This window comes from Mageeibacillus indolicus UPII9-5 (assembly GCF_000025225.2).
In the GTDB taxonomy this organism is placed as follows: Bacteria; Bacillota; Clostridia; order Saccharofermentanales; family Fastidiosipilaceae; genus Mageeibacillus; species Mageeibacillus indolicus.
The window spans coordinates 492,558-510,390 of the sequence record NC_013895.2; the positions used below are offsets into that span (position 1 = coordinate 492,558).

Annotated in this window: 10 protein-coding genes; all 10 read left to right on the forward strand. The window is 44.5% G+C overall.

Annotated features, from left to right (window positions below; genetic code table 11):
• Window positions 1-196 precede the first annotated feature (196 nt).
• Complete coding sequence (locus HMPREF0868_RS02245; protein WP_012993089.1) at window positions 197-2,551, forward strand: InlB B-repeat-containing protein; 2,355 nt, start codon at window positions 197-199, stop codon at window positions 2,549-2,551.
• Window positions 2,542-6,990 (forward strand): hypothetical protein, encoded by a 4,449-nt coding sequence (locus HMPREF0868_RS02250; protein WP_012993090.1) that lies wholly within the window; start codon window positions 2,542-2,544, stop codon window positions 6,988-6,990. The genes HMPREF0868_RS02245 and HMPREF0868_RS02250 overlap by 10 nt, the downstream gene beginning before the upstream one ends.
• A 24-nt stretch (window positions 6,991-7,014) precedes the next feature.
• Complete coding sequence (locus HMPREF0868_RS02255; protein WP_012993091.1) at window positions 7,015-8,076, forward strand: hypothetical protein; 1,062 nt, start codon at window positions 7,015-7,017, stop codon at window positions 8,074-8,076.
• A gap of 306 nt (window positions 8,077-8,382) precedes the next feature.
• On the forward strand, window positions 8,383-9,858 hold the full coding sequence (locus tag HMPREF0868_RS02260; RefSeq protein WP_012993092.1) for a leucine-rich repeat protein: 1,476 nt from the start codon (window positions 8,383-8,385) through the stop codon (window positions 9,856-9,858).
• A 195-nt stretch (window positions 9,859-10,053) separates the two neighbouring features.
• A complete protein-coding gene (gene rpsL / locus HMPREF0868_RS02265) occupies window positions 10,054-10,482 on the forward strand; it encodes a 30S ribosomal protein S12 (RefSeq protein ID WP_012993094.1) in 429 nt (142 codons plus the stop codon).
• Window positions 10,483-10,625: 143 nt separating this feature from the next.
• Window positions 10,626-11,096, forward strand: coding sequence for a 30S ribosomal protein S7 (gene rpsG / locus HMPREF0868_RS02270; RefSeq protein ID WP_012993095.1), 471 nt, complete (start codon window positions 10,626-10,628; stop codon window positions 11,094-11,096).
• A gap of 20 nt (window positions 11,097-11,116) precedes the next feature.
• Window positions 11,117-13,183 carry an elongation factor G gene (gene fusA / locus HMPREF0868_RS02275; RefSeq protein WP_012993096.1) on the forward strand — a complete coding sequence of 689 codons (2,067 nt, stop codon included), beginning with the start codon at window positions 11,117-11,119 and terminating at the stop codon, window positions 13,181-13,183.
• A gap of 134 nt (window positions 13,184-13,317) precedes the next feature.
• Window positions 13,318-14,517, forward strand: a complete 1,200-nt coding sequence (gene tuf / locus HMPREF0868_RS02280; protein WP_012993097.1) for an elongation factor Tu — start codon at window positions 13,318-13,320, stop codon at window positions 14,515-14,517.
• A gap of 159 nt (window positions 14,518-14,676) precedes the next feature.
• Window positions 14,677-17,196, forward strand: a complete 2,520-nt coding sequence (gene lon, locus HMPREF0868_RS02285; RefSeq protein ID WP_012993098.1) for an endopeptidase La — start codon at window positions 14,677-14,679, stop codon at window positions 17,194-17,196.
• Complete coding sequence (locus tag HMPREF0868_RS02290; protein ID WP_012993099.1) at window positions 17,183-17,830, forward strand: IMPACT family protein; 648 nt, start codon at window positions 17,183-17,185, stop codon at window positions 17,828-17,830. The genes lon and HMPREF0868_RS02290 overlap by 14 nt, the downstream gene beginning before the upstream one ends.
• The last annotated feature ends 3 nt before the right edge of the window (window positions 17,831-17,833 follow it).

A 17,833-nucleotide genomic window follows, 5' to 3' on the forward strand; every position in this document is an offset into this window, starting at 1 on the left:
CTTTGTGTAATATGCGGACGCTATCACCTTGTTACGAGTATTAAATTTGTGTTAAAATATGGAGACGCAAAGGACTCAAAGCGCAACAAGCGCGTAATCTTTGTCATATAATTTTGCTGCTAGGCGAGGCGCATCACCTTATAATTTTGCTACTAGGTGAGGCGAAACCGTTATATCGCCGAAAATGGAGAGGATTATGAATAGATATTTACGTAAAATTGCCGCCGTGCTCAGTTTGACCCTTGTGCTTACTTCTTTTGATTGCACGGCTTTACGAGCTGTTAATACGGTTGAAACAAATGCGGTAAACAATAAGTTTAGCGAGATGACTAAGCAGGGCGATACGAATACGGCTGATCAGATGAACGCTGCGGAACCGAACGCCGCCAAGGCTGACGGTACAGCGAAGAAACAAGCCGCGACAAAGCCGGGCGAAGGCAAGGCGGAGGCGACCAAAGCAAATACCAAAGCTATCTCTAAACCGCAACCGAAATATATAATTGCTGAACCGGTAACTGGCAATAAAAATGACAACTCCGTTGCTGAATCACATAAAGAATTATCCTCTGACATTAACGATTACCGAAATGGCCTTGTCCAAGTGCCATATGGGTTGGAGGAAGCTAAAAATGACAAAGGTCGTTCTAAACGCAGCCGCCGGTCCGTAAGTGACTTGGATCGTGCTGCTTATGAAGATCGCTCCGAAATAGGCTTGGATCGTTCCACCCCTGAGGCAGGAAGTACGACAGGCACTCCTAATCCGGGGAAAGCCAAGGACAATGGCGACAATAACCAAAAAACCTACGGCGCCGTTCCTACCGATGGACTTGGCACTGAAAAAGGCGAAAAACCTAATCCTAAAATCAAGGAGCCGGATGGCGCTTATCTTAACCGCCACCTGCCGCTGAAAGCGCGCTATTTAGGTGATCCGACCGATCCGGATGAAGCCAATCGACAGGTGAAAAACGATGACCCTGATCCGACTTACAGCTATAAGATGCATTTTGTCTTGCTACGCTACAAAACAAGCGAAGATGGGAAAAGCTATGTCGCTATGCCAAGAGAATTCCATAAACCCTATCAGATTACGGTAGGTGAGAAAGACTTGACTCCTTCGGTAGACGGTACAAAGTTTGTTGTGCCGCACAAGGAAGGATATGAAAATCCGATACGGGTTGATGGGCTTTTAATCAAGCCAGACGATCAGAAGAAAACAGATAATAAAGATGATAACTTATTAAATGAGGCTAAAATAAATGAAATAAAAACTAACGGTAAAAAAGTAGACTACGATAAGATTACGTTTATGCATCATGCTGAAGGTACGCCGAATACCGCTGATAAGTCTACATACTATATCAAAGATTTGGCAAATCAAGAAGGTAAACCTGGCTACCATCATGATGACGAACACAACCAAAATGTATTTGAACAAACCTTTGTCTATATGCCCAAAAAGGCCAATATCGCTTTCAAATACCTTTGTCAAAGCCAATCTGATCCGACTCAGTTTAATGAGGCTAAAACAGGAACTGTAGAATGTGTAGATTCAAGCATCGGTGCCCAATTCAGCCCTACTGAGGACGACTATATCCCCAAGATTAAAGGGAATCCAGCTCTGGAGAAAGAGATCCGAGCCGGGTTTAAGCCTGCGAGCGAGAAAATTAATGTCCTTGTGCCTGAAACCGACAAGTGCGGCGATTTTATCGTTTCCCTACATTTGTTGCGCAGAAACTTTCAAGCTATATTTGACGTTGTAGAAGAGGCGGCAGATAAAGTGCCGACCCGTCAATTTGCTTACGGCCAAACAATTACTTTCCCCAAAAACGAGCCTACTTATGAGGGTTACGAGTTTTTAGGCTGGTTGCCTGCAAACGGAAAGAATGTATACCAGTATGCTAATGACGGTAAACATTTAAAAACGATTTTCGATTCGGAAGCAATGAAAAAAGAGCGGGAAGAGGTAGTTAAGGAACTTGAGGCTTTACTAACGTCTGATGAAAAGAAAATGAGCGGTAAAGATCTTGAGGGTGATGCATTGGTAAACCGAGCTCTGATGAAAGCGAAAACTAAAAAACCTGACTTGCTTGAGCGTTACAAAAATACTTTTTTGCCCAATCGGGCTATTGAAAATTCCATGCCGCCGGAAAACATTACCTTTAAGGCTCAGTGGATGATGAAACCTACGGGTAAATACACCTATAGCTACTGGTTGGAAAAACCGGATGACCCGCAAGGCGACAAGTTTGCCGATAAATATGTGTATTTGTATTCGGATACAGATACACAAAAAATTGAAGAAAATGGAAAAGTTAAAGATGTTCCGGCTGAAGTAGCTACGTTTACTTCATTCAGTTCCCCTGATTGGCTGGTTAAGGTGAAGAACAGAACCAACAAAATTACACAGGAAGCCAATGATGACAAGTCTAAAAAAACTAATTTTTATGAATGGGACAACTTAAACAAAAAGACGTACAATCGAGCAAGGTTTGATGACTTCTTTGAGTACGATGAAAATGCGACTGCGGAAGCAACAAAGGCATGTACGTAACGGGTGATGGCCGGGCGGACTGCAAGATTATCTTCAAGCGGCGGCGCTATACGGTGGTGTTTACGACAAGAAGGATAAACGAAGAAGTTGAGCTTGTTTCCACAGATCTTCCGGATGGGCTTAGATTGTCTTTTAAAAGCAACGGCCGGGACAAGCTGGGTAACCAAATTTTGGAGAACAAATTTTCGGCCAGTACTGGTAATGAATCCAGCTACGATGCACCGATCATGACGTATAATCAGGGAAAGACATATGTAGGTGATAAAGAAGTAGAACCGCAACCAGATTTGCAACTGACTGAAGAGGAAAGGAAGAAGGCACCTTATCAGTTTACGGCGCGATTCGGCCAGAATCTAGACAAAATTTGGCCAAATCCTTACGAAAACTGCACTTTTACATATGATAGAAACCAAGGTGAATATTTCTTTGGATGGACGTCTTGTTCGGATAAGTCCGCTTATTTTGATACTCCACCATACTCTGTTTCTCCCCATTTACTTTACGATTATGGTAAATATTACTTGGCCGATCGCCGAGGATATTACACTGCTAAAACAGATTATAAAGAAAATGTTCCTTCTGTGATTCCATTGCTACCTGAAATCCATACTAACCAAGCGGCACCTATTATTACATGTTTTTTTACTCAGTCGCTAGATGGGACAAAATATGGAATTAATGAATGGCATTGGAAAGTTAAAGTGGATACCGATCACGACGAATATATGTTTCCAGTGCCAGAATTAATTGGTTTTTCTGCTATTAACGATCAGGATGAGACTAAGATTAAAGATTATGGAATCTCTAAACCGCAAAGTGAGATTAACTTCGGAGAAGTTAAATTACCAGCAACGGAGAAATTTGACGGAGATGATGCTTTGGATTGGTTTAAAGATTATAACGAAAAATTAACTAATGGTGATTATTCCGGTAAGAAATTCGACTTGGAGGAACTTAGGAAAGCTTTTCTAAAAATGGGATTTGGTCTCCCGCATGATGATGAAGATGATTCAGGTAATAGTGATACTGATGATGATTCAGGTAATACTGATGATGACGATTCCGTGGTGTTTGATGATATGAAACCGTTGGCAGTACATTACCTTCGCAACCGCTACCCCATCACGATACAAAATGTCAAAAATGACATAACCCAGAACACTTTTTATGATGACAGCCTTCTCCATGCCTTGTATTCAAAGGATGCTAAGACTGGAAAAGAAAAACCGCTAGTCGATGATGAAAAAGATCGCCCGGACGATCCCCAAAAGACTAACTTTGTCCCGAAAGGCTGGGTGTTTGACGGCTACACTTTTGATGAGCAAAACAAGCTCCGCATTGATCAGCCCGGCTATACCATGCCCGACAACCCGATAACCGTCTTTGCCAAATGGATGGATCCCCAAATCTACGACTTGACGATTGACTTGCAAGGCGGCCATTTTGATAAGTTGCCAGAACAAAGTGAGTTGACCGATTATCCATTCAATGATACTTTCTATAAGGCTGATAAATACCCGATTAAAGTAAAGACCAAAGATGGTGAGAAGGATGTCCCTGTTGACAAACTGAAGGATTGCAATCCGTATAGCGTAGATGCCATAACCTACCGCATCAAATCCGGCAAAAACGTCCTTCAATTTAAAGAAGTCCCAACTAAGCCTGGCTACCTATTCCTCGGTTGGGAGGCGGTTCGCTATGAGCTTACCGACAAAAAAGAAATAAAAAGAGACAAGGATGGCAAGCCGATAGAAGATAATTCATATTTTAAGAACTATAAAGCGCATGAATTTTTCTCCTTCAACAACCCGATGGCCGAACCTATGGGCATCCGTGCGATCTGGGGTAAATTGGAATATAAGCCAGTCTACATTGAACACCACTTTTTTGATAAGCAAAATAATGAAATCGGTAAAGAATTGGATTTGGCCAAGCTATTACCGGGGATTGATGTTTCTGAATTTATGAGTCCACTTAAGGGCGTTCTGAAAGTGCAAAATGCAGTGCCAGGTTCTAATCTTGCGGCGATGGCGGATTATGAAAATTACAAATGGGTTCTGGTCAGCAATGATAAAAATGAAACGGCCGGAGATACTGATTTAGAGGAAATTTACAAAAAAAACTATCCCGGAAAAACGTTGTCTCCCGACTTTAAAAATAAGTTTATTCAAAACAAAATGGTTGAGGAAAATGGGACAAATATTATTAGATTTTTCTATAAACCGTTCAGTCACCGTTTCTACTATGTTAAATATGCCTGTGTAGATGAAGACAAGTCCGTGGACAATCCTTCGTCCCCGAAACCGCTTTATACCGTCAAGCGCGATTTGGACAAGTTTTATAATGACAACTTTGACTATGATGTCATCAACTACCAACCGCTACATGGCTATAAGTTATATGTACCGAAAAAGAAGGACGGGGCACAGGGACAAGATGAAAAAAATGGGCTGCAGCAGGTCTTAAAGTTTACGGAAGATAATAATGGAGATCTGTTGATCAACGGTAAGTCTGCGTATGAATACGACTTTATGTACAAGGACTACCGGGTGCTGGTGCGCAATTCAAAGGATGATGCAATCCCTGACGGTTACCACCGTGTTATCTTTGAGCTGGACAAAAACATGGAATTTGTGACCAACTATGAGGGTGCGTTTAACGGTATTACCAAAGGCAGTAAGCTAAAAGATATTGTTGATGGGCAGGGTGAAAACAAAACCATTTCCAACCTTCTCGGTATGGGGGGTGAGTTGGAATATGGCGTGAAAGATGTTGATAAAGTATGCAAACGTCGCTACATCGTCGATGTGGCCGACGGGGTTGATGATGCCAACATTCCGTTGCCGCCCATCCAGCCGGTTCGTTATCTGCCGGTGTCTCTGCTTTGGATCGATCAAAAAGGCCTTAATTTCTATAGCCACAAGCTGTATGAAAGCACTCCCGGTGAAATCGAGGAGGAAGACTTGGAAAAGACTTTGGATGAGGCAGTACCGCCGCAACCGGAGCCGGAAAGAAAGCTTTCATTCTCGAACGAATATAAAGTTAATGTTGAACTCACGCCGAAGAATAAAGGCACAGAACCGCCAAAGAAGCTTACCCTGAAACCTATAAATTTAAATGACAAAGGCGACTATAAGGATCAGCCGCGCTGGGTAAAGATTGAGGACATTCCGGCCAGCCAGGATCTTATTTGCCAGCGGGTTAGCGGCAGTCCGCGTAAGGATGCGAATGGCGCTTTGTCGGAACCGAAAGCACTCACAGATGGAACTTTGGCGAGAAATGAAAATGCAGATAATGCAAAATTAGCAGCTGATGCCAAGGACTGTTCGCTTGATGGTGTATGCAAAGAACTTGCAAGTAATGCCGAGGGTCACGAAGGCGAGGGTAGATGGAATGTTGAAGAACCTGCAATGAATAAGCTGGAACTGACCGACTTTGCGGATTTGACAGCCCCGAAAGATGATGAAAAATTCAAACCGGCAGCTGAAAAACAGGATGGAGTGCCGGCTTGGCAAAAAAAGCCATACCAAAAAAAGACAATTCAAGTTTTTGCTAAGGGTTCTGAAGAGGCGGACAACAAAGAAGATTGCTGCAACATAAAAATAGATAAGAACAAACTGCCACCCCGTATTTGGACCAAGGCCTTCCTGGATAAACTGAAAGAAATTGACCACCAACCGCATGATATCCTCGAATGGTCTGCTTCTGAAGAAGGCGCACAAGAACAAACCGATGGAGTGGAGAAGGGCATTTTCGTCGAACACAAGGTTTTAGTCAATAATAAAGAAAGCACACGCCTCTTCGAGGTCGAGCTGTTTGGCAGCACAGAAAATGAACTTTTCGTGGTTAACAGCGAAGTGCCGACCATCGACGTCGAAGTACACAAGTATTGGTTCGGCAAGTACGGCCAGCCGCTCGATTTCAACACCCTGTCCGTAGGCTCGGCGGCCAATCCAAAGCCGTTGACGATGGAAATGCGCTTCATGGATCCGCGGATTTTGCTGAAACCCAAGACGGTAGATCTGACTGCTGCCAACAAATGGCATGATTGGATAAGAAATGTCCGACTGAAATTCCGGCGCACCAGCCCACGCACCTATGACTATGAACTGCACGAAGTCGGCGATTCCGGTGGAACGCTCAGCTATGGCGGCAAGAAATTTGACGCGATCTATATCGGTCGCTGCCTCGATGGCTTCAAGGTGATCAACCGCGAACAGACCTACGGCTTCCCACCGGTTGTAGCGATTTGTGACTGCGCCAGAATGGGCATGAACAAGGCTTATTCAGCCGCTGACAGAGCCTATACAGCCGTAAGCGAGGCGGCCGGTAAAGCCGGCAACTACATTAAACGCCAAGTCGGGAAATTCTTTGGTGGAAATGGTAGGCAAACTGAAACGAATGGACAGGGCGGCTGCTCGTCCTGCCATTTGGATTGAGTAATCGATAAGAGGACGACACGTATGGGAAAAACAATAAAAATACTAGCTGGAGCCTTGACAATGACCATGTTGGCCACGAGCGGGGTGACAGCGCTGGAATACACATCATTCAGCCGCGAGGAAGCGAAACTGGTAGATCAGCTTTTTGAGGAACAGAACCGCAGCAAGGCGGCTGAGGCAAACAACGCAAACGGCGCGAACGGTGGGGGAGCGAAAGCTGCAGCCGGCCAAAACGGCATGATTGAGCCGAACGTAATATATAAGTCATTTGCTACGCCGGAGTTTTACCGGACACTGAAAAGGTACGATGAGGCGCAAAAGTCGGTCGCCCAGGACGCAGACGTGGTCGGTGCGCTCGGCACGGCAAGATGTGTAGCCCAATTTCGTTTGGACGAGCTGAATCGCCAAATCTGCGCCACGCGTAAGTTGATGGAATTGGCAGAAGGCATCAAACGCATCGACACCTACCGTTATAAACGCTCGCGTAAAACTAGTGACTCTAACGAACCGTACAAATTCTACCGCAATGATTTTCCGGTGATTACAGATGCTGTGCGCAGTGCAGCGAGAATATACGCGCTCGACAAAGATGCGCAAGCTCTGGACAAATTGATCAAGACGAATGCTGAGTTGGCTAGCAAAAACCTGAATGAAAAGCCGAAGTACGAGGCGTTGGGCATTGAATACATGGATCGGGTGACCGGGCGCGAGTTGAAAGACAACGTTTTGGCGATTCGCACCCTGATCGACAAAAAGATCATGACCCCGTTATATCGAGGTCTGGTCGAGAAACTGATGCTCTTTTACGGTAACAAGCAAATCGCGGATCACACGGTGGGTGAACTGACCCGGCAAGCCAAGGTCGAGGCGGCCAAGATCCACCTGCTGGAAGCCTTTGCCAAACAAAAGAAGTTCAGCCTGCGTTCTTGTCCGTTATTCGATTACGGTGCCAAAGTAACGCCTTTAGGAGTCGGGGCAGCGGAATTGTCGGAGAAGATCAAGCAAAAAGATCCGAACAAGGATGATGTGCCGAACACGGCGGCTGCAGTTGCTGCAGCTCCGGCCAAGCGTTTCGCTAACTGAGCCGGCAACCGCGACTGACGTCACCTGAACAAGCAATAGCCAAATTTATTAGCGCATTAAATCAGCATTTGAATACCCACTTTACTGAATGATATGGAAAATCAAGTAAAGTGGGTATTTTGGTTCATAAATAGTCATAAACAGATAGATATATGAGATTCTCAAGATTATGGTAATGCCTACCGCTGTAAGCCGGCTCTGCAACTACTTTTACTAGATAGTGTAAATAAATTTTAATGTTGCTAATATAAATTTCCATTATAATGGAATATATAATATTTTTCACTTATACAAGGACATAATGATATGAAAAGAATGACTCTATTTACTAAAATAGCGGTAGCAGTAATGGTCTTGGCAATCGCTTGGCAAGCGAATATTTTTAAGGTGAAAGCGGACGAATCCGTAGTTTGGGAAGATGCAGATTTTAATATTACCTATAAGGATGGTTACAAGGTTATCGGCGGTAGGACGAATGTGCAAAGGCCGCCTGTAGGTGGAAACCCGGGGTATACAGAAAATACTTATTTGGAAGGATTTAGCGCTAGAGGATTTGCTAAGTTGAAGAAGTCGCGCCACGTGGAAATTCCAGAAGGCGTGAATATTATATCTTCAAATAGTTTTATCGGCCGTACAAGCGGCACACCTGACAATTTCATTGAAACTTTAAAATTACCGAAAACTTTGAAAATTATCGAGTATGGAGCTTTTGCGTATAACAAAATTAAAGGTACTGTGGAAATTCCAGAAGGTGTAATTTATGTAGGAAGAGTTGCATTTATTGGCAATCAGATTGAGAAAGTGATTTTGCCTAAATCGCTTGAGACCGTTGGCATATATGCAGGTAAGCCGTATTACTTGCAAGGCATAGGAGCAAGAGCTTTTCAGGCTAATAAGATTAAAGAGATCATTGGTAAAGGTAACATTAATAAATATGAATTCTGTATTGATAATCATGAAAAAGGTAAGCCAGATGCAGCTCCGTTCAGTAATCAAGAATTGGATGATGTAACGATTCATGAGGGTGAAGCTTTTAGAAATCCTATTGATATTAAATCTATTGGCCAAGAGCAGAATATTAATTCAATTGCTGGATTTAATGAAGGTGCTGGCTTATTACCGCTGGAAAGTTCCTCATATTTTAAACAAGATGCCCAAGGAAAGTATGTGGCTGTAAAAACAGGAAAATTGGAAGGCTTGGTAATGTATCATGACGAGGTAAACCACGAAAATCGCAATGTAGCTTCAGCCCGTTTTTCTTATGAAATTTTGCCGAAACTTAGCACATTTACAGTGACATTCATTAACGAAAACCTAGACTATGCGAAAGTTGAAGTGCAGGCCGGACATGCTATAAAAGATCCGGGGGCTGGAGCCCAGAAGATGCCGGCAGATCCAAGCAAAAACGGCTACAAATTCATGGGGTGGAATTTGAGGCAAGACGGCAAAGGAGCTGCTTTCACCGCCGACACCGTAGTCAACAGTGATATGAAAGTTTATGCGATTTACGATAAGCTGCCGGTGCCGCAACCGTCACTCAATACTGTGCCGCATCCAACTAACGGCTCGATTTTTCCGGTAACTCAGGTGCCGGAATGTCCAACAGACCCATGGCAGCGACAACTGCAGCAACCACTGCAACGCCAATCCGATAAAAATAACAACGAAACCGTACCTAAAACCGGTGAAGCAACCTCTTGCGGTGCATTACTATTAGCCTTGGCCGGTACAACTACTCTTATTATAGGCTTGCGCAAAAAGATACTACCACAAGTCAAGTAAGTAGATGAACTTTGAAAAATCCCCTCCGCCATATTTACCTACCACATTCGCTTACCCTAAAAATAATGCTGAACAGCTAGTGCATACAATTTTAGCAGCAAAACATAGTTTAAAAGTATGTACAAGCCACATAAATGTGATATAATAAAAAAGTCTGTTTGAGTATAGACTATTATTCAAGAAGGAGGTGTACTAATGCCTACGTTCAACCAATTGGTAAAAGCCGGACGTTCTTCCAAGTCGTATAAATCATCTTCACCTGCACTGCACGTTTCGATGAACACTTTGAAGAAACATTCTACCGAGGTTATGGCTCCGCAAAAACGTGGTGTTTGCACGGTGGTTAAAACAACTACCCCGAAAAAACCTAACTCCGCTTTGCGTAAAGTAGCTCGTGTGCGTTTGACTTCAGGAATGGAAGTATCAGCTTATATTCCCGGTATTGGCCACAACTTGCAAGAGCACTCGGTTGTTTTGATCCGTGGCGGCAGAGTTAAAGATCTACCTGGTGTGCGTTACCACATTATTCGCGGAACATTGGATACAGCCGGTGTTGCCAACAGAATGCAAGGCCGTTCCAAGTATGGCGCCAAGCGTCCTAAAGCGGCAAAAGTAAAGAAATAAGACAAGAAGACTTTAGGTTGGACTCATAAAATCAGTACATCTTAGACATAATATATTTTTATTAGGCCTAAGCACAGACACGATTAAAGTGAGTACCTATGGTATCGGGGTAACCCGCATTATCATGAAAGGAGGGAAGACTAGTGCCAAGAAGAGGCCATGTCCCAACAAGAGAAGTACTTCCTGATCCCATTTATCATGATGTGAGAGTGAGCAAACTCATTAACAACATCATGTTGGATGGTAAGAAGGGAGTAGCACAAAAAATTTGCTACGGTGCATTTGATCTGATCAAAGAGCGTACCGGTCAAGACCCGATGGATGTTTTCAACAAGGCTATGGAAAATGTAATGCCGGTGTTGGAAGTAAAAGCACGCCGTGTCGGCGGTTCCAACTATCAGGTCCCGATTGAAGTCCGCCCTGAGCGCCGTCAAGCTCTATGCTTACGCTGGCTGACCCAGTTCTCACGTACTCGCAGTGAACGTACTATGAAAGAACGTTTGGCTGCCGAGCTACAAGATGCGGCTAACGCGACCGGCGGTGCATATAAGAAAAAAGAAGATATGCATAGAATGGCGGATGCCAACCGGGCATTTGCTCACTACAGATGGTAACATCGGAAGGAGAACACTGAATGTCAAGAGCATTCTCTTTAGAGAACACAAGAAATATCGGTATTATGGCGCATATTGACGCCGGTAAAACAACCACTACCGAACGTGTTCTGTTCTACACCGGTAAAATCCACAAAATCGGTGAAACTCACGAAGGCGCTTCGACCATGGATTTCATGGCTCAGGAGCAAGAGCGCGGTATCACCATCCAGTCTGCGGCTACGACCGCACAATGGAAGGGTTGCCGGATCAACATAATTGACACCCCGGGACACGTTGACTTCACAGTTGAAGTTGAGCGTTCTTTGCGTGTCTTGGATGGAGCGGTAACTGTTCTGGATGCCAAGGGCGGTGTAGAACCTCAAACTGAAACCGTATGGCGGCAGGCCGATCATTATGGCGTACCGCGTATGGCCTATGTCAATAAAATGGATATTTTGGGTGCCGACTTTTTCCGCTCAGTACAAAGCATGAAGGATCGTCTGCATACAAATGCCGTTCCGATCCAAATCCCGATCGGTAAAGAAGAAAATTTTCGCGGTTTGGTCGATTTAATGTCGATGAAAGCTGAGGTATATGCCGATGAATTAGGAACTAAACCTGAAACAGTCGACATCCCGGCTGACTTGCTAGATTTGGCCAAAGAATGGCGAGAAAAAATGGTTGAATCCATCTGCGAAACCGATGAAGACCTGACGATGCGTTTCTTGGAAGGCGAAGAAATCAGTGTAAAAGATTTGGTTGCTGCTTTGCGTAAAGCGACGATTGCCTGCAAGATCACACCGGTAGTTTGCGGTTCCTCTTACAAAAATAAGGGTGTACAACGCATGTTGGACGCGGTCGTGGACTACTTGCCCTCACCGGTTGATATCCCGGGTATCAAAGGTATTAATCCTGATACAGACGAAGAAGTAATCCGTCATCCGAGTGATGATGAACCCTTCACCGCCCTTGCGTTCAAGATTATGGTTGACCCATTTGTCGGTAAGCTTTGTTTCTTCAGAGTTTATGCCGGCACACTTGAGTCAGGTTCGTATGTTTTAAACTCAACCAAGCGTAAGAAAGAACGTATTGGCCGTATCCTTTTGATGCATGCTAATCACCGCGAAGAAATCGACAAAGTATATGCCGGTGACATCGCTGCAGCTGTAGGTTTAAAAGACACGACGACTGCCGATATCCTTTGTGATGAAGATCATCCGATCATCATGGATTCCATGGAGTTCCCGGAACCGGTTATATCGGTTGCAATCGAGCCGAAATCCAAGGCATCTCAGGACAAGATGATGATCGCCTTGCAAAAACTGGCGGAAGAAGATCCTACGTTCCATACGTATACCGATGCAGAAACCGGTCAAACCATTATTGCTGGAATGGGCGAGTTACACCTTGATATCATCGTCGATCGTTTGTTCCGTGAGTTCAAAGTTGAGGCAAATGTTGGTGCGCCCCAGGTTGCTTACAAAGAAACGATTCGCAAGAGTGTTAAAGCGGAAGGTAAGTTTGTCCGTCAATCAGGTGGTCGTGGTCAATATGGTCACTGTATTTTGGAACTTACGCCGGTTGAACCTGGACAGGGCTACTCCTTCGAGAACAAAGTCGTCGGTGGTGCCATTCCTAAGGAATATATCGCTCCGATCGACCAAGGTATTCAAGAAGCCATGCAATCCGGTGTGTTGGGTGGATATCCCGTTGTTGACGTTAAAGTCGCAGTTATCGATGGTTCTTACCATGATGTAGACTCATCAGAAATGGCCTTTAAGATAGCCGGTTCTATGGGTTTCAAAGAAGGTATGCGCAAAGCCGACCCAGTTTTGCTAGAACCTATCATGCGCGTTGATATCACGGTTCCAGAAGAATACATGGGTGACGTAATGGGTGATATCAGTTCACGTCGTGGACGCATCGAAGGCATGGAAGCTCTTAACGGAGCCCAAATTATTCGTGCTTTCGTACCGCTTTCACAGATGTTCGGCTATGCCACCGCCTTGCGCTCAAGAACGCAGGGACGCGGCGTTTTCGTCATGCAGATTGATCACTTCGAGGAAGTGCCACGCAGCATAATGGAGGAAATCCTCAAGAAGTAGGTGCTGCGGCTTCTTTTAACAGGCCACGTCTGTACGGTTGAAAATTTTTGCAAAATGTGTAGAATAGGTTACAGGCGCGAGCCAAGTGTAACATTAAAACAGCTATGATTAGCTGTAACAGGAGGAATTTGAAAATGGGAAAGGCAAAATTTGAAAGAAATAAACCCCACGTCAATATTGGTACAATTGGCCACGTTGACCATGGTAAGACTACTTTGACCGCTGCAATCACCAAAGTTTTATCTTTGAAGGGTGACGCTGATTACAGTGCTTACGACCAGATTGATAAAGCTCCGGAAGAAAAAGCTCGTGGTATCACGATTAATACAACTCACGTTGAGTATCAAACTGAAACACGTCACTATGCTCACGTTGACTGCCCTGGACACGCCGACTACATTAAGAACATGATTACCGGTGCTGCTCAGATGGACGGTGCTATCTTGGTAGTTTCTGCTGCTGACGGCCCGATGCCGCAAACTCGTGAACACATCTTGTTGGCTCGCCAGGTTGGCGTTCCTGCTATCGTTGTTTTCTTGAACAAGTGCGATATGGCTGATCCTGAGCTGATCGAATTGACCGAGATGGAAGTTCGTGAACTTTTGTCCAGCTATGATTTCCCCGGCGACGAAGTTCCGGTAATTAAGGGCTCTGCTCTTAAGGTTTTGGAATCTACCAGCACTGATGTTAACGCTCCTGAATACAAGTGCATTTTGGAATTGATGGATGCTGTTGACAACTACATCAAAACTCCGGTTCGTCCGGTTGACCAACCGTTCCTTATGCCGGTTGAAGACGTCTTCTCCATTACCGGTCGTGGTACCGTTGCTACCGGCCGTGTTGAGCGTGGTGTAGTTAAGGTATCTGATGCTGTTGAAATCGTTGGTTTGGCTGACGAAAACCGCAGCTCTGTTGTAACCGGTGTTGAAATGTTCCACAAGTTGTTGGATCAAGCTGAAGCAGGTGATAACATTGGTATTCTGTTGCGTGGTATCAACCGTACCGATATCGAACGCGGTCAGGTTGTATGTAAACCGGGCAGCATTCATCCGCACACCAATTTCAGCGCTCAAGTTTACGTTTTGACTAAGGATGAAGGCGGCCGTCATAAGCCTTTCTTCAACGGCTACCGTCCGCAGTTCTATTTCCGTACTACCGATGTTACTGGCGTAATTGAATTGCCAGAAGGTACTGAAATGGTTATGCCTGGTGACCACGTTACCGTTAATGTTAAGCTCATTACTCCTATCGCTTGCGAAAAGGGTCTGAAGTTTGCTATCCGTGAAGGCGGTAGAACTGTTGGTGCAGGTTCCGTTACTAATATTGTTGAGTAATTAATTGTCGGATCTAAAGAGACCGTCTTCGGGCGGTCTCTTTTTTTAGCAATTTATCACGACACGTTTTTTAGCATTTGTATGACGGCGTTATTTTGTATATCATAAAGAGGCGGTTCAATTTTATGATTTCGCTTACTGATAAAAACTGAGGTAATTATGAGCAAAAGAGTTAATTGGCAGTTTATAGCCAAGCGTAGGTTGATTAGTAAATTCAGGTATCAATACTTAAAGAGGCAGCGTAAGCTTATGCCGCGTGAGGGTAAATATCTTTTTTTGGATGATCCTGATCTACTGCCTTTGCCTGCTACAAAATATGCTTATATGCTTAGCGATGATGCGGCTCTGATTGCCAAAATGGCTTTCAGTCGCGATGAGCTGTTGCTTTTGCGTTACCGTTATGGGGCTGACGACTTGCTGATGCATGAGATGCTCCCAGACGCTTTGCAAATAACCAATTCGCCTGATTCCATTGAACGTTATGGCATTCTGATTAAGATTGATAAAATTAACCGTGATGAAGAGAAGCATTGTCAAATTATATTTTCGACAGTTGCCAGGGTTGAAATAAATTCAGATAACGACGATGAGGCAGTGGAGCCGTTGTACGTTTCCGTTCGCATTCTTCCAGCGGTTTTGCCCGAGGGTGAGGACTTGGTGCAAGCCCTAAGTTATCGTCAATATATTTTGCAATATTATAAGGAAAAATTGAATTTAGATGAAGAGCGGGATACAAAATTTTGGCAAAACCTACAGACAACAGTCAGGTTGGGGGATTTTGCCGATTTGGCCGCGAACAATTTGAAACTTACCAAAAATCAGGCTTTTTTTCTGCTGATCGAAGCCGATGTAATGAAACGGTTGCAATATTTGGTTAAGATAATCAGATATGAAACCGGTATAAAGGACCTGCAAAAAGAAATTTCGCACAAGCTACACGCCGGTCTCGATCGTACGCAGCGCAATTACTATATTCAAGAACAGATTAAAGTTTTGCAAAACGAATTGAACTCGGACGGAAAAGCAGGCGTTTCTTCGACTGATCATTTGACCGATGAGGAAAAATATTTAAAAAAATTGCGCGAAATTAATTTGTCGGCTGAATATGCCGATTATATCGAGCGAGAAATAAGAAAGTTGGCTAAATATCCTTTTGGTTTCCCGGAAGCGGCCGTTTTACGAGACTATTTAGAACTGGTTTTTCAGCTGCCATGGGGAAAGTACGTTGAGAACGAAGTTTCCCCGATTATGGCACAACGCATCTTGGATGCCGACTATTACGGCCTGACGACGGTAAAGCAGCGTATTCTTGAATATATAGGGGTAATGGCTTGGAATCAACATCAACGCGCAGACAACGGTCGACATAGCGCCGAAGGTTCGTCTGTAAGTGATATGGTACCGCCGCCGGTGCTTTGTTTGGTCGGCCCTCCCGGGGTCGGTAAAACATCGATTGCCAAGTCAATTGCCAAAGCGTTGGGCCGCAAATATATTCGTATGTCTTTGGGTGGGGTACGTGATGAGGCGGAAATCAGGGGACATCGTCGCACCTATATCGGCGCGATGCCGGGCAGATTTATTCAGGCAATGTGCCGTTCTGATATGGCAAATCCGCTCATCCTTTTAGATGAGATTGATAAACTGGCTGCTGACTATCGGGGCGATCCCACAGCCGCGCTGCTGGAAATCCTTGATCCGCAGCAAAATAACACATTCATCGACCATTATTTGGATATTCCATTTGATTTTTCGCATACGGTATTTATCACTACGGCAAACAGCAAAGAAAACATCCCTTGGCCCTTGCTTGATCGGTTGGAGATAATCGAACTACCGGCTTATAATTGTCCGGAAAAACTACAAATTGCCAAAAAATATTTGTGGCCGCAAGTCCTTGCTGAGCATGGGTTGGAAGATGGAAAATTAGGCCTGAGCAAAGCGGTTATGGAAACGATAATAACGAATTATACCCACGAAGCCGGTGTGCGTAATTTGCGCCGAAAGTTGGGACAGATTTGCCGTCGGGCGACATTGCAGTTTTTGAAAGAACCGGAAACTATTCGAATTAACGTGACGAAGAAGCTTTTGCCGGAATTATTAGGGAAGCCGTCTAACCATCATTTCACGGTTGAAACAGGCGGAAAAGTGGGAATCGTCAACGGGCTGGCGTGGACGGCAATTGGCGGCGTTTTGCTCAAGATAGAAGTGAGTGCCTTGCCGGGAAAGGGAGAAATTATTTTGACCGGCAATTTGGGACAAGTTATGCAGGAATCGGCGAAAGTCGCGTTGGCCTATATAAGGAGCAAAGCGGCAGAACTTAACTTACCGAGTGATTTTTATTGCCATACTGATATTCACATACACGCACTTGAAGGGGCAGTACCTAAAGACGGACCATCGGCGGGGATCACGCTGGCTGTCGCCATGATATCAGCTTTGACGGGCGTTCCAGTTCGCTCGAACATTGCGATGACCGGGGAAATATCTTTACATGGAGATATTTTGCCGATCGGAGGCTTGTCGCAAAAAATTATGGCCGCAGAGCTGGCCGGGGTGGTAGAAGTTTATATTCCGCAAGAAAATTTTTCGGAAATTGAATCTGACATAATAAGTAAGACTAAAGTGAAGATTTCCCCTGTTAATAGCTTGACTGAGGTATGGCGGCATGCCAAAATCTGAAGGCGATTCAACTTTTATTACTGTTGCCAAAACGGCACAGGCGGAGATTACGATCAAAAAATCGCTTTTTATCGCGCGGGTAAGTTCGGCGGCAAGCGAAGAAGAGAGTCGTGATTTTTGTCGGATGGTAAGGCGGCAGGAAAGTACAGCAAGGCACAATGTATCTGCTTTCAGGGTTGGTGTTCCGGGAACCAGTAATTTTGTCGAACGCTTTTCTGATGATGGCGAACCACGCGGAACGGCGGGTAAACCGGTTTTTGATTGCATTAGCGGCAGGAATTTGACAAATACAGTTGTTGTCGTCACACGCTATTTCGGCGGCATTTTGCTCGGTACGGGCGGTTTGGTCCACGCTTACTCAACGGTGGCCGCGACAGCACTTGATTTGGCCGGGCAGCAAGTGATGACTTTGAAGAATATGGTTGAGGTGGAGCTACCATATAATTTGGCTGATGTCTTTCGCTATTATTTGCGAAAACAGGAAATTAATATTTTAGAAGAAAACTATGGCACGAAAATTAATTATTTGCTTGCGCTAACGTCTATTGAACAAGTAAAATTAGAAGAGCACTTGGCAGATATATCCGCCGGCACGGTGAAGGCGAGATTTTTGTATAATATGTACATGAGGTAATGA